The 20,975-nt window shown below is 38.1% G+C and carries 18 protein-coding genes; 7 read left to right on the forward strand and 11 right to left on the reverse strand.

Annotated features, from left to right (window positions below; translation table 11 throughout):
- Positions 1 to 13: 13 nt before the first annotated feature.
- Genes NSQ84_RS16015 through NSQ84_RS16030 form a run of 4 tightly spaced genes read left to right on the forward strand, consistent with a single transcriptional unit; the run spans position 14 to position 2,711 of the window.
- Entirely contained in the window at positions 14 to 844 is an 831-nt protein-coding gene (locus tag NSQ84_RS16015; protein WP_063387722.1) for a transporter substrate-binding domain-containing protein, read from the forward strand.
- Between the two features lie 18 nt (positions 845 to 862).
- Positions 863 to 1,504: an amino acid ABC transporter permease gene (locus NSQ84_RS16020; RefSeq protein ID WP_066250097.1), complete on the forward strand. Its 642-nt coding sequence runs from the start codon at positions 863 to 865 to the stop codon at positions 1,502 to 1,504.
- A 12-nt stretch (positions 1,505 to 1,516) separates the two neighbouring features.
- Entirely contained in the window at positions 1,517 to 2,263 is a 747-nt protein-coding gene (locus NSQ84_RS16025) for an amino acid ABC transporter ATP-binding protein (protein ID WP_066250100.1), read from the forward strand.
- 19 nt (positions 2,264 to 2,282) lie between these two features.
- Positions 2,283 to 2,711, forward strand: a complete 429-nt coding sequence (locus tag NSQ84_RS16030; RefSeq protein WP_063387719.1) for an OsmC family protein — start codon at positions 2,283 to 2,285, stop codon at positions 2,709 to 2,711.
- 439 nt (positions 2,712 to 3,150) lie between these two features.
- Here NSQ84_RS16030 and NSQ84_RS16035 read toward each other — a convergent pair whose 3' ends face one another.
- The 10 genes from NSQ84_RS16035 to isdC form a co-directional block, all read right to left on the reverse strand.
- Entirely contained in the window at positions 3,151 to 3,483 is a 333-nt protein-coding gene (locus tag NSQ84_RS16035) for an antibiotic biosynthesis monooxygenase (RefSeq protein ID WP_063387718.1), read from the reverse strand.
- Complete coding sequence (locus NSQ84_RS16040) at positions 3,453 to 4,268, reverse strand: ABC transporter ATP-binding protein (RefSeq protein ID WP_066250103.1); 816 nt, start codon at positions 4,266 to 4,268, stop codon at positions 3,453 to 3,455. The genes NSQ84_RS16035 and NSQ84_RS16040 overlap by 31 nt, the downstream gene beginning before the upstream one ends.
- The gene (locus tag NSQ84_RS16045) at positions 4,255 to 5,250 is read right to left on the reverse strand and encodes an iron ABC transporter permease (RefSeq protein ID WP_066250106.1); all 996 of its coding nucleotides are present in this window, start codon (positions 5,248 to 5,250) and stop codon (positions 4,255 to 4,257) included. Before NSQ84_RS16045 ends, NSQ84_RS16040 begins: the two co-directional genes overlap by 14 nt.
- Complete coding sequence (locus NSQ84_RS16050; protein WP_066250108.1) at positions 5,247 to 6,194, reverse strand: ABC transporter substrate-binding protein; 948 nt, start codon at positions 6,192 to 6,194, stop codon at positions 5,247 to 5,249. The genes NSQ84_RS16045 and NSQ84_RS16050 overlap by 4 nt, the downstream gene beginning before the upstream one ends.
- 74 nt (positions 6,195 to 6,268) lie before the next feature.
- Entirely contained in the window at positions 6,269 to 7,036 is a 768-nt protein-coding gene (gene srtB, locus NSQ84_RS16055; protein WP_063387714.1) for a class B sortase, read from the reverse strand.
- Positions 7,033 to 7,830 carry an ABC transporter ATP-binding protein gene (locus tag NSQ84_RS16060; RefSeq protein WP_339212115.1) on the reverse strand — a complete coding sequence of 266 codons (798 nt, stop codon included), beginning with the start codon at positions 7,828 to 7,830 and terminating at the stop codon, positions 7,033 to 7,035. Before NSQ84_RS16060 ends, srtB begins: the two co-directional genes overlap by 4 nt.
- On the reverse strand, positions 7,820 to 8,800 hold the full coding sequence (locus NSQ84_RS16065; RefSeq protein WP_063387712.1) for an iron ABC transporter permease: 981 nt from the start codon (positions 8,798 to 8,800) through the stop codon (positions 7,820 to 7,822). The genes NSQ84_RS16060 and NSQ84_RS16065 overlap by 11 nt, the downstream gene beginning before the upstream one ends.
- Before the next feature lie 29 nt (positions 8,801 to 8,829).
- Positions 8,830 to 9,711: a heme ABC transporter substrate-binding protein IsdE gene (gene isdE / locus NSQ84_RS16070; protein ID WP_063387711.1), complete on the reverse strand. Its 882-nt coding sequence runs from the start codon at positions 9,709 to 9,711 to the stop codon at positions 8,830 to 8,832.
- Positions 9,712 to 9,840: 129 nt separating this feature from the next.
- Positions 9,841 to 12,615, reverse strand: a complete 2,775-nt coding sequence (locus NSQ84_RS16075) for an NEAT domain-containing protein (protein ID WP_082829546.1) — start codon at positions 12,613 to 12,615, stop codon at positions 9,841 to 9,843.
- A 15-nt stretch (positions 12,616 to 12,630) separates the two neighbouring features.
- The gene (isdC, locus tag NSQ84_RS16080; protein WP_066250113.1) at positions 12,631 to 13,308 is read right to left on the reverse strand and encodes a heme uptake protein IsdC; all 678 of its coding nucleotides are present in this window, start codon (positions 13,306 to 13,308) and stop codon (positions 12,631 to 12,633) included.
- 1,462 nt (positions 13,309 to 14,770) lie between these two features.
- On the opposite strand from isdC, the gene NSQ84_RS16085 reads away from it, so the two are divergent.
- From NSQ84_RS16085 to ald, 3 genes are all read left to right on the forward strand, one after another.
- Positions 14,771 to 15,526: an amino acid ABC transporter ATP-binding protein gene (locus NSQ84_RS16085; RefSeq protein WP_063387708.1), complete on the forward strand. Its 756-nt coding sequence runs from the start codon at positions 14,771 to 14,773 to the stop codon at positions 15,524 to 15,526.
- 1,483 nt (positions 15,527 to 17,009) lie between these two features.
- Positions 17,010 to 18,260, forward strand: a complete 1,251-nt coding sequence (locus NSQ84_RS16090) for a PucR family transcriptional regulator (RefSeq protein WP_066250119.1) — start codon at positions 17,010 to 17,012, stop codon at positions 18,258 to 18,260.
- A 112-nt stretch (positions 18,261 to 18,372) separates the two neighbouring features.
- The gene (gene ald, locus NSQ84_RS16095; protein WP_066250123.1) at positions 18,373 to 19,503 is read left to right on the forward strand and encodes an alanine dehydrogenase; all 1,131 of its coding nucleotides are present in this window, start codon (positions 18,373 to 18,375) and stop codon (positions 19,501 to 19,503) included.
- 468 nt (positions 19,504 to 19,971) lie between these two features.
- Here the strand turns inward: ald and NSQ84_RS16100 are convergent, their stop codons facing one another.
- The gene (locus tag NSQ84_RS16100) at positions 19,972 to 20,304 is read right to left on the reverse strand and encodes an antibiotic biosynthesis monooxygenase (RefSeq protein WP_066250125.1); all 333 of its coding nucleotides are present in this window, start codon (positions 20,302 to 20,304) and stop codon (positions 19,972 to 19,974) included.
- Positions 20,305 to 20,975: the final 671 nt, after the last annotated feature.

Below are 20,975 nucleotides of genomic sequence, written 5' to 3' on the forward strand. Positions count from 1 at the left end.
AAGGAGGATAAACATGAAAAAAATAAGATGGTTCATTTCACTCATTGCAATAGCAGCTCTAATACTTTCAGCATGCGGCAATAACAATGATCAAAAAGAAAAACAAACTCAAGATCAAGAGAAAAACGCATTACAGGAAATCAAAGATAAAGGCGAAATCACTGTCGGCATTATGGGTACTTATGCACCGTATAATTTTATGAATGAAAACAAAGAATACGACGGCTTTGACGTTGACATTGCGAAAGAATTGGCAAAACGTCTAGGAGTTAAAGCAAATTTTGTTGCACAAGAATTTTCTGGTTTAATTCCTGGGCTTCAAAAAGGTAAATTTGATATTTTAGTAAGCCAAGTGACAATCACAGATGAACGGAAAAAACAAATCGATTTTACAGAACCATATATTACAAATAAAGTCAAAGTGATCGTTCGGGAAGACAATAATGACATCAAATCTGTTAATGATTTTAAAGGAAAAACAATCGGAGTTGGACTTGGTACGAATGATGAAGCATATTTGCGAAATGAATTATTGCCAAAAGTGGGCGATTTTAAAATCAACACATATGATGACGTGATTACAACATTAAAAGACTTGGATGCTGGCAGAATTGATGCAACGATCAACAATGTCTATGCATTAAAACCAGTCATTGAAGAAAACGGCTATAAAATTAAAGCCGTCGGCGATCCAATTAAGGAGGACCAAGCTGGCGTTGCTGTGAAAAAAGGCAATAAAGAATTGGTGGATGCTTTAAATAAAGCATTGAAAGAAATGAAAGAAGACGGAACATATAAAGAAATTTATGTAAAATGGTTTGACGAAGAGCCGACCGAAGAATGATGAAAGTAGGTTGCCAAAATGGACTTAGTCATTGAAAACTTGCCTTTTTTGTTAAAAGGGGCATATTATACATTACTCATTACTGTAGTTTCCATGTTCTTCGGTTTAATCATTGGTTTAATCATTGCGATTGCCCGGCTTAAGGGCAATCGCATTCTGCGTGGTATAGCAAGAGCCTATGTGTCCATTATTCGGGGGACACCGGCATTGGTGCAAATCGTCATCGTTTATTATGGCTTAGTTGATTATGGGATTGAATTAGGCCCATTAACTGCTGCGTATATTGCACTAAGTATTAACATCAGCGCTTATGTTTCAGAAGCGTTTCGCGGTGCGATTCAATCCATACCAAAAGGGCAAACAGAAGCAGCGCTCGCAACTGGTATGACGGAACGCCAGGCGATGCGCCGAATTATCATCCCTCAAGCGATTCGCTACGCTATCCCCCCACTTGGCAATACATTTGTCGGAATGTTAAAAGAAACATCGCTCGTATCCGTTATTGCGGTCACAGAATTAATGCGCTCTGCTCAATTATTAGTGGCGCAATATTATGTTTACATGCCGTTTTATGCAGCCATTGCAGCGATGTATTGGATTATGAGTACATTCTTTACATTTTTATTAAATAAAATCGAAAAACGGCTGTCTGTTTATTAAGGTGGTGACAGCATGATAGAGATTAAAAATTTACAGAAAAATTTTGGACAGCATGAAATATTAAAAAATATTTCATTATCCATTCCAGCCCATCAAGTAGTGGCAGTCATTGGTCCAAGCGGTTCAGGAAAAAGTACGTTTTTAAGATGCATCAACGGACTTGAAACAATTACAGGCGGCACCATTACAGTCGACGGTCACGTGATTGATGCAAATGCTTCAAAAAAAGCACAACAAAAAGAAATTTATGCCATTCGTCGAAAAACAGGGATGGTGTTTCAACAATTTAATTTATACCCGCATAAAACGGCCGTCCAAAATGTAATGGAAGCTTTATTAGTAGTGAAAAAAATGCCGAAGGAAAAAGCATACAGCATCGCAGCCAATTTGTTAGAAAAAGTCGGGCTTGCAGCAAAAGAAGATGCTTATCCGTCTCAGCTGTCAGGCGGGCAGCAACAGCGTGTAGCGATCGCAAGAGCTCTTGCGATGGAACCGAAGTTGATGCTATTCGATGAACCGACTTCTGCACTTGATCCGGAGCTTGTAGGAGAAGTATTAAAAGTAATGAAAGAATTAGCAGAAGACGGCATGACGATGATTATTGTAACGCATGAGATGAAATTTGCCCGGAGTGCCGCTGACCGCATTTTATTTATGGCAGACGGCGTTATCGTAGAAGATGCGAAGCCAGCAGCATTTTTTGAACATCCGCAAACAGCGCGGGCACAAAAATTTTTGCAACAAGTTACAGAGTTTTAAAAGAGAGGAATTGAACAATATGCAAATTAAAGCAACATGGCAGGGCGGCCGTGCTTTTGAAGCAGTCGGTCCATCCGGATACAAAATGGCAATGGATGCCACGGAAAACTACGGTGGAGAAGGAAGTGCCGCAACCCCAACAGAAATGCTCCTAGCGGCTCTTGCCGGCTGCATTGGAATTGATGTAACGATGATTTTAAGACATGAATTAGATCATATTGAGGCAATTGATATTACAGTCGACGGCACGCGTCGCGAAGAATTGCCCTCTTCTTTCACCGCTTATACCATCACATTTACAGTAAATGGGGATATAACGCCGAAAAAAGTTTGGCGCGCCATCCAATTAGGCAAACAAAAATATTGTGCGGTTTCTGCATCTTTAAAGGGTGACGTTACGTTCAAACTAATATTGAACGGCAAAGAAATTCCTGCTGAAAAAGAGTGAAAAAACGAAGTAAAGTTTTGATTGCAAAGGATATTGAAAAATCTTTTGCAATCATTTTTTTATACAAATTTTGTTTTAGCAGCTGCCTTTAACTACCTATTTTCTTGTTTCTAACAGCTGTTCCGCTGTCCAAGCCGGAGTGTTTGCGGTTTTAACTAACTATTTTCTTGATTGGGGCTGTCTAATAAGTCGTTTTTTGGCTTATTGACGGCCCCCTTTTATGTTTTAGAAACGTTGAAATATCGATGTTAATGATTTTTGGTTTTCAATAGGGATTTGACTTTCTGGACAGCCCCGTGCCACATTTTTTGTTTTTGCTGAAAAAAATAAACGACCTTTTCCCGCAATTCATTTGGAAAAGGCCGCAATTCGGATATCTATTCTTTTTCCAATCAATTTTTGTAACCTACTTCACAAAAATCGTTCTGCCATTTTTTATTTATAAATTTTCGACAGCTCGCTCATCTTCTTTTACATAGGAATATGCTAGCTCATGGAAGGACACTTGATTTCCAATAACATAATCATGTTGTTTTCGATTTTCATGCGCTTTTTGGAACACATCGCTGTGGAACCAGCCTTCGAAGCTTTCTTTGTTCTCCCATGTTGTGTATACACGAACTTCGTCATAATCTTTTAATCCGTCCGTTACTAAGAGATCTAAACGAATGAACCCAGGAAATTTCTCAATTCCCTTTCTAATTTTAAAACGCTCCACTAACTTTCCGGAATATCCTTTTTTCACGCGAATGGAATTGGTAACGATGTACATTCTTTTTTCCCCTTTCTTTTGAATCGTTTTGGAATAAACATTGGTTTTCCATCCATATCATGGATGGAGACAGAAATACCAAATACCTCTTCAAACATTTTTTCCGAAAATACTTCCTCTGGACTGCCTTGTTGATAAATCGTCCCGTCTTTCATCACGATTAAGCGGTCACTATACTGTGCGGCTTGATTCAGATCGTGAAGAATCATGATGACCGTCCTGTTATACTGTTGATTGATCGTTTGGACAACCTCCAAAATTTCCAATTGATGTACAATATCTAAAAACGTGGTCGGTTCATCCAATAATAAATATTCAGTACTCTGGGCAAGAACCATCGCAATCCACGCTCTTTGCCTCTCGCCTCCTGATAAGGAAGACAAGTGTTGATGTTCATATTGTTTCACATTGGCAAGAGCTAACGCCCAATCAACGATTTCTTTATCTTTTTGACTGAATGGGGCAAATTTGCGTTTATAAGGGTTCCTGCCGAACTCTACTAATTCACGTACGGTAAAATCGAGCGTAACATCATGTGTTTGCGGCAGCATAGTTAATTGTTTTGCGATATCTTTTCGATTCGCAGAAACGATATTTTTTCCATCGAGAATGATCTCGCCATTTTGGGGCTGTAATAAGGCAGCGATGAGCCGCAGCAAGGTGGATTTTCCTGATCCATTAGGCCCGATAATGCTAATCACTTCACCCTTTGGCAATTCCAGATTCATTTCGTTGATGCCGAATCGTTTGGAATGGTGGTAAGTCAGATCTTTAACGGTGAGCATGCTTCACTCCCCCTTTAAAGACCAAATATAGGAAAAACGGACCGCCTAGAAAAGACAGCAGGATCCCTACCGGCAGTTCAATAGGATCAAACCAGCTTCTTGCCGCAGCATCTGCGAACACAACGAGTATGCCGCCGCCTACACAGGATAATGGCAGCAAATAACGATAATCGTTTCCGACGAGCAATCGAATGATATGCGGAACGATAAGACCTACAAATCCTACCAGTCCGGCCACACTGACGGCTATTCCAGCTAAAAGAGCACTGACAAAAATTAAGAAAAATCTGCTTCTTTCCACTTGATGGCCTAATAAAGTGGCCACCTCATCCCCCAGCATCAACATGCGGATATGTTTGATGGAAAAAAACGCTAATGCCAGTGCAAAAATGGCATAATAAACAATCATCTCTACATGCACCCAGCTTACGCCGCTAATCCCGCCATTTAGCCACGGCAGAACCGCTTGAACTTTGTCGCTATGTAAAATCATAATACATGACATGATCGCACCTAAAAAGGCGTTGATTGAAATCCCGACCAACATAATTCGAACAATGGAAGTTCCATCTTGCCAAGCTAGCAAATAAATGAGCATAGCCGTAAGAAAAGCGCCTAGAAAGGCTGCTAAAGGCAAAATGTGCAGTTGATCGGGATACAGCACCATGATCACCGTCGCTGCCAGTCCTGCCCCAGACGTCACGCCAATAATACCGGGATCCGCAAGCGGGTTTTTCATTACACCTTGTAAGATAGCACCCGAAACCGCTAAACACATGCCGACAAGCAGCCCAACGAGAATCCTTGGGAGCCGCAAATCCCAAACAACACGGTACACTAACGATTCCTTATCGCCCATATCCGCAAAAAATTCCTTAAATGAAATAGAGATACTGCCTGCTGTCAGGCTATAGAATACGCTTAGAAACAATAAGATGATCAGAATGATGATAAGCCATATTCGTTTCTTTCGATTCATCATGAATCCTTTCCTATATCTTTCAAGCTTTGACGCATATATTCCACTGCTTCTGTGATCTTTGTCCCCGGATTAGTGCCAAACAAATTCGATGGCAGCACCACAATGTTTCCTTTTTTTACTGCATCTAAGTTTTTCCAAGCTGCATTTTTTTCCATTTCTTGTTTAAAAGCTTTTTCTACCCCGCTAGGATCACCGTGTGTGATTAAGTAAATGATATCTGGATCAGCTTCCACCACACGTTCTACCGCTAATTGAGCGTATTGCGGATATTCTTTTAACTTTGGAAAGTTCGATGCTACATTGATTCCACCCGATTTTTCTAAAATATCTCCTGCCAATGACGTTGGGAGAGCTGCTAAAAATGATCCAGGTGCTCCATAAACAAGCAATGCTTGAGCTTCGGAAGCTTCCGTTTGCTTCTCAACGACTTGCTCGATTTGTTTAATCAACTCTTGAGCTTTCGATTCTTTACCGAGAAGAGTTCCATATGTTTCGATGTTTTTCTTTATATCTTCAATGGAATTCGCTTCCGTCATGATAGTTTGTATTCCTTGATTCTCCAATGCGGGGATGTTTTTATCAAAACCAGCATTGGCAATTAACACATCTGGCTTCAAACTTACGATCTTCTCTATATTCGGCTGGTGTGTATTTCCGATTTCTGCTACTTTTTCTAATTCTTCCGGTATCTCTACCTTCGTACTAGGCCTGCCGACAATTTCCCCTCCTAATTGATGAATGATATCCATATCACCGATCGTTAATGAAGCAAATTTTTTCGGATGAGTGTCAAAAGCAACTTCACGACCTGATGCATCGGTCACTTTCACTTTGCTTTCTGTTACTTTTGTCCCTCCTGTTGATTCAGTTCCTTTTACCCCGCATCCGGTAAATAAGAGCAATAAGAAAAACGTGAGGGTGAATTGGAAAAGTTTTGTTTTCAAAAGTATCCCTCCTTTACCATTTTAATTAAAAATGATTATCATTGTCAATTGTTATTTTCGAAATTTTCAACCATTTACTTGTTCTCCTTTAATTTTGCATGTATGACAAGTCTCCCTTCTCCTCCAGGAAACGTGTAATCACAAGTAGATAAAGTTAAAATTTGATCATTCGGTTCGATATCAATATCGGTCTTATAAATGGAACGATCTTTTAACTGATTGACGAATGATAAAAATTCGTCATCAGAGGAAAATTCAGTATCGATATAATAAAAATCTGTAGTCGTTTTATATACTGAAAATATTTCAGCATCGTAGCTTTCATATAACGTATCAAAATAAATGGTGCGGTGATGCTGGAAAAACGATTCATCCAGATATTTATCTAATTGTCCAAACATCGTGTCATCTTTCATACGATGTCCGTAAAGGATAACATTTTGATTTAGGCCTTTCACATCATTTCGATAATCCATAAAAATGCTTCCAGCCCTTGATTTCTCTTTTTTATAATTTCTTGTTAAATAAAACTCATTGTTTTCCGCTTGAAGAATCGGATACGAAATGTATGTGTCGGGAATTTCAATCCAACCAACAATATCTTGGTTAATGCGCTGCAATTCAATAAAAGACGAACGAATTCTTTCAAAGTCCTTGCCTTCGTGAGAAGTTCTCTCGGTACGATTTTCTTGATAAACCTCTTGAATTTCAGCTAAAACTTGCCGGTTTGTATAGTAATCGTAAAGGATACTTATAATTTGATACGCTGAAAAAAACAAAATCCCAATGCAAACAATGCTAACGAGTTTCCCAATGATCTTTCTCAATCCCCGATCATTCATGTCTCATTGTCATTCCTTCTTGCAACTACCATTGGCACAACATAAAATCCGCTTTGATCATTATGATTGACTATGGCTCTTACCCCATAAATGCTTTCAATCATTCCTTCCGTGATCACTTCTTTTGGAGAACCTTCCGTCACAATTTCGCCGTTTTTCATCACAATAATCCAATCACTATAACGAATAGCTTGATTCATATCATGCAGCACCATCACAATCGTAATGTTATACTCCCTGTTTAACTTCTTGATGAGCTCTAAAATTTCGAATTGATAATAAACATCCAAATATGTTGTCGGTTCATCCAAAAACAAAATAGGGGTTTTTTGCGCCAATGCCATCGCTATCCAAACTCGCTGTCTTTCTCCCCCTGACAGCTGTTCTACTTTTTCTTTTCGTTTTGATTGCAAATTGGTAATGGAAAGCGCCCAATCAATCACTTCTTCATCCTCTTCTGAGTTATGATGATGAAAAAATCTTTTATACGGCATGCGGCCGTAGCTCACCAAGTTTTCGACATTGATATCAAAAGGAATTTCATTTTTTTGATGAACAACCGATAGTTTCTTCGCCAATTCCTTCGGCTTATATTGTTGAATCAATTTTCCATCCAAAATAATCTGGCCTTTTTGCGGTGCATTGTGGCTAGACATAACTTCTAATAATGTGGACTTTCCGCATCCATTCGGACCGATAATCGTCGTAATTTTACCAGGTTCAACAGCAAGGTTAATTGATTTTAACTGATCCTCTTTTTGATTATATGAAAATGAAACATTTTTAACCTCCATAGATGCGATCACTCCTTCTAATCAATATAATCAAAAAGGGACCGCCGATTAATGACATAATAATGGATGCAGGAAGTTCCGTCGGCGCTAAAAACACCCTTCCGATTGTGTCGGCCGTTAAAATAAGCAAAGCTCCTGATAAAATGGAGAATGGTGTTAATATTTTATAATCTGAACCGACTAATAGCCGTCCAATATGGGGAATTAGCAAACCGACAAATGCAATGACCCCAACAGTTGCGGTTGTGACGCTTGCCAAATAAACTGCAATCGCAGATATAATAACCCGAGCTCTTGTCACGTGAAGCCCCAGATTTCGCGCCGTTTTATCTTGTAAAGCCAGCATGTTGCACCAAGAATAAACGAGCAAGGACAATATTAAACCGATGGAACCATATATAACAATTGTTTGAACATCGTCCCACGTTTGTTGAGATAATGTTGATGCAGTAGCTTTCGCAGAACTGGTTGTCGTATAGCCTCTGTAGTTAAAGGATTCATATAATGCAGTAAACACCGCATTGACTGCCACCCCAACTAAAATTAATCGAAGGGGGCTGAGCCCTGATTTCCATGAAAAGGAATAAACAAGAAAACAGGCAAGTATCCCTCCTAGAAAAGCAAACAGCGGCATCCAAAAAAACAACGTAGGAAAGAAGCTGATCATAGTTAATGCAACAAAATTGGCTCCTGAAGAAATCCCGATGATCCCAGCTTCCGCCAAAGGATTTCTCATGACTGCCTGCAATAATAATCCCGATACCGCCAAATTTGCTCCAGCAAAAAGGGACACAATGATCCGAGGAAATCTCATATCTTTTATGACTTCTACATCTTCATTTCCACCAAACAAAAGGCCTCTGATCAACTCAGCAACGCCAATTTCCAAACTTCCGTTCACAATAGAGAAAAAAGTGACAACAACCAGCATTGTGGTCACTACTGCAAAAGTTAGCCACGTTTTCTTCATGGATCAGCACCCTTTTCTTTTTTGTCCGCTTATTCATGAAACTCAGGATACAAATATTTCACCAATTCATCTAAAGCTTCATCCGCTCGAATGGTTGCGGTAGTCGGGAACAATTCTTCTTCCAGATCATACACCCTGCCATTTTTGACAGCATCAAAATGCTTCCATATATCGTTCTTCTTAAATTCTTCATCGAACATTTTGACTACTTCCTCCGGCATGCCGTGAGCAAGCCTTAATATGACATCGGGATTGGATTCATATAAATATTCTGTGTTAGATTCTAAATACTCCACTTTCTCTCCTTGAATCACGTTGTTTCCACCCGCCAATTTCACTAGATCGCCAATATAGGAATGCTCTGTTGCCACTAAGTAACTTCCGGGAACTCCGAGTAAGATTAAAACATTTGGTTTTTCCAAGTTACGAGTTTTTTTCTGGATTTCTTTTACTTTTTTTTCGAATCTATCAACGATCTTCTTCGCTTGTTTTTGTCGTTCATATTTTTCTCCGAGTGCAAGAATTTCCTTTTCCATTGATTGAAGACTGGTTAAATCCAAAAAATCTACTTGAACGTTATGTTTTTCAAACACTGGCTCTAAATCATATTGAATAGTTGAAACAGAGTATACATCAGTAGGTTTTAAAGACATCAAAACTTCCATATCAGGATTTTTAGCATACCCCACTCTTTTCGCATTCTTATACCGCTCCGGCAGTTTTTTGCTGCTTGTGGGGACGCCAACTAAATCAATATCTAATGCATCAAAAATTTCCGTAACGGCAACAGATAATGAGACAACTCGATGATCCTGTTTTTTCGGCTTTTTTTGTTCCGTTGATTCAGCAGCAGATGAAGAACAACCGGCGACGACAACCAGCAGCATTATCAAAAGGATCAGCCATCCCATTCTTCTTTGTTTACACACTTAAACAAAGCCTCCCCGCTTTTTCGACCGACCTAAAAAGTCGTTGTCATATTTTTTTAAATAAGAAAATGTTGTCTTGATGGGCATGTCCGCATCAAGACAACAGTCAGGTTATTTTTTCAAATGAATAAGGAGCCTTGAGCGATTCTTCCAAACTATGATGGCAAGAGATCCTAGCAGCAATGCCAAATACAAACCAATTTGGGAAAGATCAGCCGTTTTGGCATTCACGGTTGAATTATTTGAGTTATTGGAAGCGTCATCGTCTGTCGACTGTTGATCTGCATCTCGGTTAAAGGTTAGTGAATCGTCATCGCTATTGCTATTTTGTTGATTTTGATCCTGATTTTGGTTTTGATCTTGATCGCTGGAATTCGTATCCTTCGTTGGAACGCCTGTTCCATCATATGGTTTTACACTATCTGGATCGAAAGCAATTTGGATATCATACGTATTGTGATATTGAAGATCTGGAATATCCACCTTGATCTTAGCATTCACTTTTTTAGATAAATCTTCGATTGGGAAACCTACTACTCTTGTATCCTCTTTTTCATTTTTGCTTCGCACTTCCACATCTTGATATTGGCCGTTTCTTTCCACTTGTAATTTCGTGATCCATGAGCTTTTTAGCAATGTGAACGCAACATCTAATTGTCCATTTTTTACAGTTAATAGTGCCGGGCTGACAACATAATCATTGACCATTGACGGTTCTTCTGTACCATTTTTTAATACAGTAAATTCCACGGTATATAGACCGTCAGCCAACTCATTTCTTGTTTGGCCGCCATTTTTATTTCCAGAATTTTGATTGTTATTGTTCGATGGATTGTCTCCAGGCTTATTTGTACCCGGATCTTTCCCAGGATCTTCTGGTTTTTGTCCATCCTCATCCGGCTGTTCCTTCTTCACTGGCTTGATGCTGTCTACATCAAACTGGATTTGAACCGTATAAGATCCATCATAACCATATTGCGGTATAACAACTCTTGTTTGAACATTCAGTTTTTTCGTTAAATCGTCCACTTCAAACTTGACGACTCTTGTGTCTTCTACGTCATTCGTCGATACAACCTCCGCATCGACATATTGACCGTTTCGTTCTACTTGAAAGGTTTTAATCCATCCGCTGTTTTTTAACGTCACGGAGACGTATTTTTTGCCATCCTTCACCGATAAGTGAGCCGGTTTCACAGTATAGCCATCCATCATCGAGATATCTTCTGTCTTGTCTTTCAAGACCTTAAAGTCAATCGTATATTCGCCGTCTTGAAGCTGTTCTCCAGGCTGTTCATCCTGATCGCCATCTTCTCCCGGCTGCGGATTTGGCTCATTATCTCCAGGTGCTGGATCATTTTGTTCCTCGCCATCTTCTTGTCCTGGATTTTCAGGCTCTTGGCCGCCTTCATCCGGCTGTCCATCCTGCACTGGTGTAATACTGTCTACGTCAAACTGGAATTGGACGGTATGCGTCATTTCATACATGTTCGGAACCGAAACAGTCAATTGAGCATTCAATTTTTTTGTTAAATCGTCTACTTCAAACTTGACGACTCTTGTATTTTTTTCTACATTCGTCGATACAACCTCTGCATCGACATATTCGCCATTTCGCTCTACTTTAAAGCTTTTAATTAATGAACTGCTTTTTAACGTCAATAAGACGTATTTTTTGCCGTCCTGCACTGTTAAACGGGCCGGCTTCTCTGTATAGTTGTCCATTGATGAGATATCATCTGTCCCGTTTTTGAACACTGTCAAGTCAATCGTATATTCTCCGTCTTGAAGCTCTTCAGCAGGCTGTTCATCTTGATCACCATCTTCTCCAGGAGCTGGATCATTCGGTTCCTCTCCATCTTCTTGACCCGGATTTTCAGGCTCTTGGCCGCCTTCATCCGGCTGTCCATCCTGCACTGGTGTAATGCTGTCTACATCAAACAAGAATTGAACAGTATGAACCGTATCATATACACCTGGTACGGCAACTCTTGTTTGAACATTCAGTTTTTTCGTTAAATCATCTACTTCAAATTTGACGACTCTCGTGTTTTCTGTCTCATTCGTCGATACAACCTCCGCATCGACATATTCACCGTTTCGTTCTACTTGAAAGGTTTTAATCCATTCGCTGCTTTTTAACGTCACTGAGACGTATTTTTTGCCGTCCTGTACTGTTAAACCAGCTGGCTTCACAGTATAGCCGTCCATTGTTGAGGTATCTTCTGTCCCGTTTTTCAAGACCCTAAAGCCAATCGTATATTCTCCGTCTTGAAGCTGTTCCGCAGGCTGCTCATCTTGATTGCCATCTTCTCCCGGCTGCGGATTTGGCTTAGTATCTCCAGGAGTTGGATCATTCGGCTCTTCCCCATCTTCTTGACCCGGATTTTCAGGCTCTTGCCCGCCCTCTTCCGGCTGCTCCGCCTGCACTGGTGTAATGCTGTTTACATCAAATTGGAATTGAACCGTATGAACTGTATCATATACGCCTGGTACGGCGACTCTTGTTTGAACATTCAATTTTTTCGTTAAATCATCCACTTCAAACTTGACGACTCTCGTGTTTTCTGCTTCATTCGTCGATACAACCTCCGCATCGACGTATTCACCATTTCGTTCTACTTGAAAGGTTTTAATCCATTCGCTGCTTTTTAATGTCACTGATACATATGTTTTGCCGTTCTGCACTGTTAAGCCGGCCGGCTTCACGGTATAGCCGTCCATTGTCGAGGTATCTTCTGTTCCGTTTTTCAAGACCCTAAAGCCAATCGTGTATTCTCCGTCTGCTAAAGCCGATTCAGCAAAAACAGGCTGTATTTTGACGGTCGGCAATAATAGCAGGAAAACCATAAAAATGGCAAAAAACTTTCTAATCCTTTTCTTCACAAGAAACCTCCCCTTCTACGAAACTTTAAATCTAGATTTGAATTTAAAAATTAGAAATGCTGCAGATAATAAAAATAAACCGACGAAAACATAAAGTGACGTGCTGTCACTAGTTTCCGGATTATTTTCTGTCTGCTTGTCTGTTTCATTTTGATTGTTTGTTTTATTTTGACTACTTTTTTCATTGCTTGTTTTTGTAGAAGCAGAGGTAGATGATTCGTTTGAACTATTAGAATCTGAGCTAACAGCTTTAATGCTATTTTGATCAAACTTTAGTCTTATTGTGTAATGGCTGTCATAAACACCCTCTCCAGGAAATTCGTCTTCTGGAATATAAACATGTATTTGAGAGGTTACAATGTCGGGAACTTGATCTACTTCAAATTGCGCAACTCTTTTATTTGCAGAAGTATCTGTGCTTATCACTTTTGTATCCACATTAGAAACTTTAAATTCTTTAATCCACGAACTATGATTTAATCTTACTTGAACGAAGTATTTGCCATTTTTCACAATTAGTTTTGCAGGCTTTTCCCAATAATCATTGGCCATGGATACCGAATCATTATCTGCTTTTAAAACTTTATAGTTGATGGTATATGTTCCATCAGCCAAGGAATTATTCGCCGATGCCGGCAATGAAGCATAAAAAACTACAAATAGTAAAAAGACGACTGAAAAAATTTTTTTCATTTTTTGATCCGTACCCTCCTTTAAAATTTGATTAATAGATTGTTATATTCCAGAATTAAATAGCTTTCCCCCTTTCGGTCACTTATTAATAATGATTCTCAATCTCAAGAGTCATTTTATTAATAACGATTCTCATTGTCAATAAATTTTTATGAATCTTCCAGTTTTCCATAATTATAGAAATTTTTCATTTAGTAGTTTTTTATTTAGTTGGATACTCCGTATTAGAAGACTTTAGTCGAATTTTTTACAGGAAAATAGAAAAATCTTGTTTAATTGAATTTCATCCATAAAAAAATAATTTGTATTTATCGGAATGATTGATTCGCCTTATGTCTGAAAAATTATTCGGACAGTGTATTATTCATGTGAATATAGGCTATCGATTAACAAAATGAATAGAAAAAAAATGGAGATGAAACAAATTAGATCAGTTCCCTTTTTTCGGACATGAGGTAGTGTGATGTTAAGGCCAAGGGGGAAAATGAAATGGAAGACTTGGAGTATTTTTAAAAAATGCTTTTTCATTGATTAAACTTTATTAAGAAAATTTAATGTTTGTACCAGCACTTTCTTCTTTATGTATCGATAACGCAATATGAACTCCAAAAAATAAGTTTAGTAAGTAATATAGAGCAGATGCAAAAATGGTAAAAATTGGACATGAACTTTTTTAAAAAGTGTGAATACGAAATGGAGTGTAAAACGGAATTAATTATTTTTGAATAATTTTTTTAAATAATATTCGCCAGCTATTCTATATGAGTTTACAACTAGGAATAAAGTATTGAAAATACATATGAGCATTTCTTCAAACAATAATATTTTCGCTGCACCTACAATGAAACTTCAAAACAAGCTCAGAATACTAGTAACTCTCATGTCTTTTTATCAATTTGTCCGATCTGTACAATCAACTGTTGACTTTCAAATTATTAAGATCTATTATTATAGAAAATTAAACCTAGCTAAATAGTATGATTTAAATTTAGAACGACTCAATTAGATGGTACAGATTTTTGAATGGATAAAAGGTGCAGACGACGAAGCGGTAGGTACAGATTTAGCATTACTCATCTACTAACAGGGTGTGGATCAATACATCCTCTCGTTCATCATTTGACACTGCAAAGATAGTGATTCAAAAGCTTGCATATGACAGAGCCTATCCTTATGCAAATGCAATCATATATAACTTATGACTGCACAGTCAGTTGGATTAATAAATGTTCATGCAATTTATAATGCTCATTCCTCAAACGCCGGCTGCAGCACTTTCAAATTTTTGTACAGCCACTGTCAATTTTATTAAAGCACATCATTAAGTCATAGGGTGCCATTGCATGAAATAATATTAAGAGCCTAAGCAGGTCGCAATTTTTTGAATTTTATATTGATATGTAGTTTTGGAGAATATTTATAAAACTACCATACTTAAGCTTGAAGGCAAGAGGTGGATAACATGCTGGAAATTAAAAATGTACATAAATCATTTGGGAAAAACAAAGTTTTAAACGGAGTTGATTTAAAAATAGATAAAGGGGATGTTGTCGTCATTCTTGGACCGAGCGGATCAGGAAAGACAACACTGCTAAGATGCATAAATTTTCTTGAAAAAGCAGATCAAGGTCAGGCAATTTTTGGGGATATTCAGGTTGATCTTCATAAAGCAACTAGAAAACAAATTCATGCAATAAGACAAAAGACTGCATTTGTATTTCAAAATTACAATCTGTTTAATAATAAAACAGCATTAGAAAATGTAACAGAGGGGCTTATTATTGGCAGGAAGATTCCAAAAGAAAAAGCGAATGAAATTGGAAAAAAAGCATTGGATAAAGTAGGACTGTCCCACAAATACAATGCTTACCCTAGTGAATTATCGGGCGGGCAGCAGCAAAGGGTTGGCATTGCAAGAGCGATTGCTTTAAATCCAGACATCATTTTATTTGATGAACCAACTTCAGCACTGGATCCGGAATTAGTTGGTGAAGTTTTAACAGTTATGAAGCAAATTGCCAAAGAAGGAACAACAATGTTGGTTGTAACTCATGAAATGTCTTTTGCGAAAGATGTTGCCAATCGGGTGATTTTTATGGATGGCGGAGTCATTGTAGAAGAAGGATCACCTAAAGAAATTTTCACACACCCAAAAGAAGAAAGAACAAAACAGTTCTTAAAGCGGGTAATACCCGAGGATTTTACTTACTATATTTAAAAAGTGAACAGCCTCTGTCCTTTCACATCACTGTAAATACAGGCCCAAACACAGAAACCTCCTAAAATTCCTAGCCCTAAACGATTCCATACAATTGTTTAGGGCTTTTGCCGAATATTGATTGATTTCCTCCATATCCTTTACGAGCACCACTATTCAAGCTGTTTCCACTGGGCATCCTACGGAATGAACATATCAGGACGTGGAAGCTCCCGTAAAATAAAGAACCTTCGAAATGAGCCAGCGTTTCCCATTAAAGTATTAAATATCCACAACAGCCAAATATTTTAACGACACGACAAGCAAAAGCAAGTTTCTCAAGAACGTGGTAAAATAATAGCATCAGCATAGCACTGTTCAGCAGCGCTGTATTCTTTCGAAATGCATGAGTACAAGCACTTTATTGATCCAACAGTAATGCAAATTCTCACCCGTTATACGAAGAAGTTTTTCGCGGAAGATTTCGATCAAGTGGCAATTATACAAAGCTGAATATCTATCCATATGTTTCCGGCAAAAATGTCCTATTCTTTTGGAACCCGGCAAATGTAAGCATCGTCGTCTATGCAATGAACAAGCAGTTCATCGGTTTTACCCAGATTTTATCCCATACGTTCGCCAACGTTTTCTAAAATAGGCAATTTTGAAAACGTTTACTTTTTATAATTTGTCAGATTTCCTGACGATAATATTGAGAATGCTGCATTTTAAAAAAATAATCTATTTAAAGACCGTTTAAATGGGCTGCTGCTTTTAATAAAGACGGAATATTTTCATTATAGATTATTAAAACCATTTTAAGGAGGTGGAATCATTCAATTAATGATTGCAGATGATGTGCTTGAGCCTAATACCATGAAATTGGTAAGATCGCTGCCGAATGTAATGAATTGATGACGACACCTTTGATTTGTGAAACTGCTGAACAATCGGCAAGATTAATTCAAAATAACTATGAACTAACAGAGATTTTTATATATGCTGACCCCGTGTTTTTCTACTTAGCAAAAAGTGCGTTTCCTATTAGTAATTTTTCGTATTACATCCCTTTTGCAGGATAAATGATCGGCAAAGAATCGATCAATCAAAAAGGAAAGCCAGGCCGGATTTAGGAAAAATCAATATCACGAAATTATCAAAACACGTAAATGAAAAAGGAAAAGCAAATATTTAGTTTTCTTCATAACTGTAAATCCTTGGATAATTGGCTGCATTTATAGAAGCAAACAAAATGTAATCTGTAATTCTCGGTGTTTGGCTGACCATGTAGAGATTCTTTTTTCGCCATATGACTCTTTATGTTACCTTAGGCGGTATGAGCTTCTTGGCAAGGATATTTGGTACGAATCTTGTTTAGGCTCTTCTAATAATTGTTCAGAAATTTTTTTAATAATGATCGACAAAACGGGTGATTCTTGTTCATTCAATTGACCCTTCATTATTGGATTTAGGACTGTAAAAATGCAAAAGGGGGCAAGAATTAATGAGGAATTCATTAGGCTATCCACAATTACTTTCGCAGTTGCGTCAAGACGATTCCCTAGACCTTTTGGCAGACCGTATTGGTGAAATGCTTGAATGTCCAATAACGATAGAGGATTCCAATCATCAGATCATTTCCTACAGCAGACATAAAGAAAATGTTGATGAAGCAAGAATGGCCACGATTATGAGTAGAAAAGTGCCAGATAAAATCATTAACAGTCTTTGGAAAAATGGGATTATGGCAAAACTGTTCGAAAGCGATGAACCTGTTATTGTCCCTGCAATCGAAGAAGTTGGACTTGGCAACCGTGTCGCTGTTTCGATTCGAAAACATAATGAGGTTTTAGGGTTTATATGGGCACAAATCAATGATAAAACAATGGGCGATGATCAATTGCATTTGCTAAAGGAAGCTGCAAAGCTTGTGAAAAACCATCTCCTCCTTCAGCGAATAAGAAAACGAAAAGAAGAAGAGAGTCATCAAGAATTTCTATGGAAGCTATTAACAGGTCATCTGAACGATGTGTCTAAGATTAAACACCAGGCTAAACGAGTTGGGGTTAATCTGGATGGAAATCTTGCTGTTGCTATCATTAACTTTGAAAATGATATAACACAAGCTATTGAAAAACATGCCTATTATTTGGCTGAAACATTGCACCAAGTTCAAGTAGTCAGCAAATTATTTGATCAAAATCAACTAATATTGCTTACCCGGCTCAGAACAGAAAAAGAGGCGATGAACGCTCTTTCCGGTTTTATTAAAGATTTTATCAACAAAATAAGTATGCGTTTACAAATCCGAAATATATCTGGTGCTTTCGGCTCCGTTTATCATACTCCGGAGCATGTTCATTGCAGCTATAAACAAGCATTGAAAGTATTAAGGCTTAAGGAAAAATTCCCCGATGAATTACAGCAAAAGTATAGTTTTCAGGAGATCGGCATCTATCAGTTTTTAGATGAACTTTATCAAATCCGAGTTCGTGACCACTATCAAAGTGAGGCAATCAAAAAATTAAGAGAGTATGACCTCAAGCATCACACCGATTTATTGCATACGCTTAAAAGTTATTTAGAATGCGACTGCAATGTTTATCAAGCAGCGCAATTATTACATGTTCATCCGAATACGTTAAATTACCGTTTAAAAAGAGTAGTAGAAATAACAGGAATAAACCTGAAAGACCCTAACCAGAAAATAACATTATTTCTGGATTTAAAACTTGAAAGCATGAATGTCGAGTAATTTGTATATTTACACAAATTACTTTTGCGGTTTTCTGATTTTTTCATAAAGTAAGGTTCAACTAAAAGAGATATGATAGTGGTGCAGATGTTATTTTAAGGAGATGGTGAGGATGATCATCGGGGTACCGAAAGAAATTAAAAATAATGAAAATCGTGTAGCTATCACACCTGCAGGGGTTGTGCAATTAATAAATGCAGGACATAAAGTTGTTATTGAAGCAAACGCTGGAATCGGAAGCGGTTTTACCGATGAAGAGTATAAACAGGCTGGTGCCGAGATTGTTGAAAGAGCTTCAGAGGTTTGGGAAAAAGCAGAAATGATTCTGAAAGTAAAAGAGCCCCTCCCAGATGAATATGTATATTTCCGAAAAGGGTTAATTTTATTTACCTATCTCCATTTGGCAAATGAACCGGAATTGGCCAAAGCTTTAGTGGAAAATGAAGTGACCGCTATTGCTTATGAAACAATTACCGTAAATAATACATTGCCATTATTGACACCAATGAGCGAAGTTGCCGGCCGCATGGCAGCTCAACTCGGGGCGCAATATTTGGAAAAATCTAAAGGAGGAAAGGGAATACTGCTAAGCGGTGTTCCTGGTGTCAAACGCGGAAAAGTCACGATTATTGGCGGCGGTGTAGTCGGAACGAATGCAGCAAAAATTGCACACGGCCTTGGTGCAGATGTAACGATTATTGACTTAAATCCTGCACGCCTGCGTCAATTAGAAGACATTTTTGGTTCAACTGTGCAGACGTTAATGTCAAATCCTTATAATATTGCAGAATCTGTCAAAGACTCCGATTTAGTTATCGGTTCGGTGCTGATTCCCGGTGCAAAAGCACCTAAGCTTGTAACGGAAGAAATGGTAAAATCTATGCAGCCCGGGTCAGTCATAATCGACGTTGCTATTGATCAAGGCGGAAACTTTGAAACGATTAATTATGCAACAACTCATGACAATCCTATTATCGAAAAATATGGAGTGCTGCATTATGCAGTCGCCAACATTCCAGGTGCGGTTCCACGTACAGCAACAATTGCCCTAACAAATGTCACGATTCCATATGCTGTGCAAATTGCTTCCAAAGGTGTAATTCAAGTAATTAAAGAAAGTGAAGCGATTAAAACAGGCGTGAACGTCATGAATGGAAATATAACCTTTAAAGCAGTAGCACATGACCTTGGCTATGACTATGTTCCAGTCGATGAGGTTATCTCCGAACGATTGTATTCTTAAAACGCTGATGAAACACCCTTCATGCTTTGCTGTGAAGGGTGTTTTTAGGATTCTTTAAATGGTCGAACGTTCATTTGCATTTATTCCACTTTTTTTCGGACATCATGCCAATTATTGAATAATAATTCTCAACAACACTCAGCAACTGAAAATTAGATGTGTGTATTATGCCACCGTGTACGGATTTTTCATATCATAAAATCCAGAAGGGGAGATCGCATCCAACATGATAATCAAAACGATCTCCCCTTCTTATGTATCTACTATTCTTCTAATAGCAATGATTTAAGTTCTTCTAATCCTTTTTGACGCTCAATTGGATCCAGAAACCCCACGCATGAATAGATTCTTAAGCAATAAAAAACACCCATTCACAATAGACCATCATCTATAAATGAATGGGCATTTAAAAATTTTTAGAGCATATGTTCAGGAAAAACCTACTTTTGGACTGGAGGCTGCTTTATTTTATCGAGTAGAGGACTCTACATAGCCCTTCTGACCCAGCACATAGAAGACATCTTGACGACTCTCCAAAATGTAGGAGGGAGCAGGCTTGCCTCGGTTCGCCCGGTGACCAGCAAGGTGAGCCTCGCTCTTCTCCCAGGCTTTCCAAGCCTCTTCTGATTCCCAGCGAATCATAACGAGTACTTCTTCATTCCCTTTTCTCTGCCTTTTCTTAAGCACGCTTAAATCGATAAAACCCGGCTGCTGTTCGATTATTCCCTGTGAAGTGAAGCGGTCAACAATTCGATCGGCATGTCCTTCTGTCACTAAAATAGTTTTTATTTGAACAAACACTCACATTACTCCTTTCATAGTGATTATACATTATTATATTTGATAACAATTATCATTTTCAATAATACCCGCAAGAAATATTCATCTTTTTTCAAAACTCTTCTCTATCAATTCATTTAAAAAGATGATGGCCAATAGCAAAGCGCCTGATCCGCAGCACAACATATGACGATATGGCTCCGCTGTCCCTATCAGATGAAAAATTGAATTGCCGGCACACTATCACTATTTAATTGTTCTCTACTTGTCCGGCTTTCGTATCAGATACTCCATTAGCCAAGATAATATTCATTCATTATTTTAAAAAACTATTTTAATATAAAAGTTCACAACAAAAAAGCACACGTTTATGAAGTCAAACGAAATCAACTCCTAACATGTTTTTTACGTGGCAATATTGTTGCCAATCTTGATAAATAAGTTTAAATTTTATCCAAGACAGGTGTCTTTTTACGAACACAAGTTTTACAATGCTTTTAAGGCTGTGGGAGAGCAAGCTCTTTATTGTCAAAATGGCTTTCCATTCAAATTCCGCATGTGTATAACACCGTAAGGATAAACTCTTTTGGTTATCATAATAAAACTCCCCATGAAGATAAACAGATTTTTATTTTTTAATCTGTCTACCTAATGGGGAGGCATATCAAAAATCAAAACGTCATTAAAACAAA

It is taken from the genome of Aeribacillus sp. FSL K6-3256 (genome assembly GCF_037965805.1).
Taxonomy (GTDB): domain Bacteria; phylum Bacillota; class Bacilli; order Bacillales; family Aeribacillaceae; genus Aeribacillus; species Aeribacillus composti.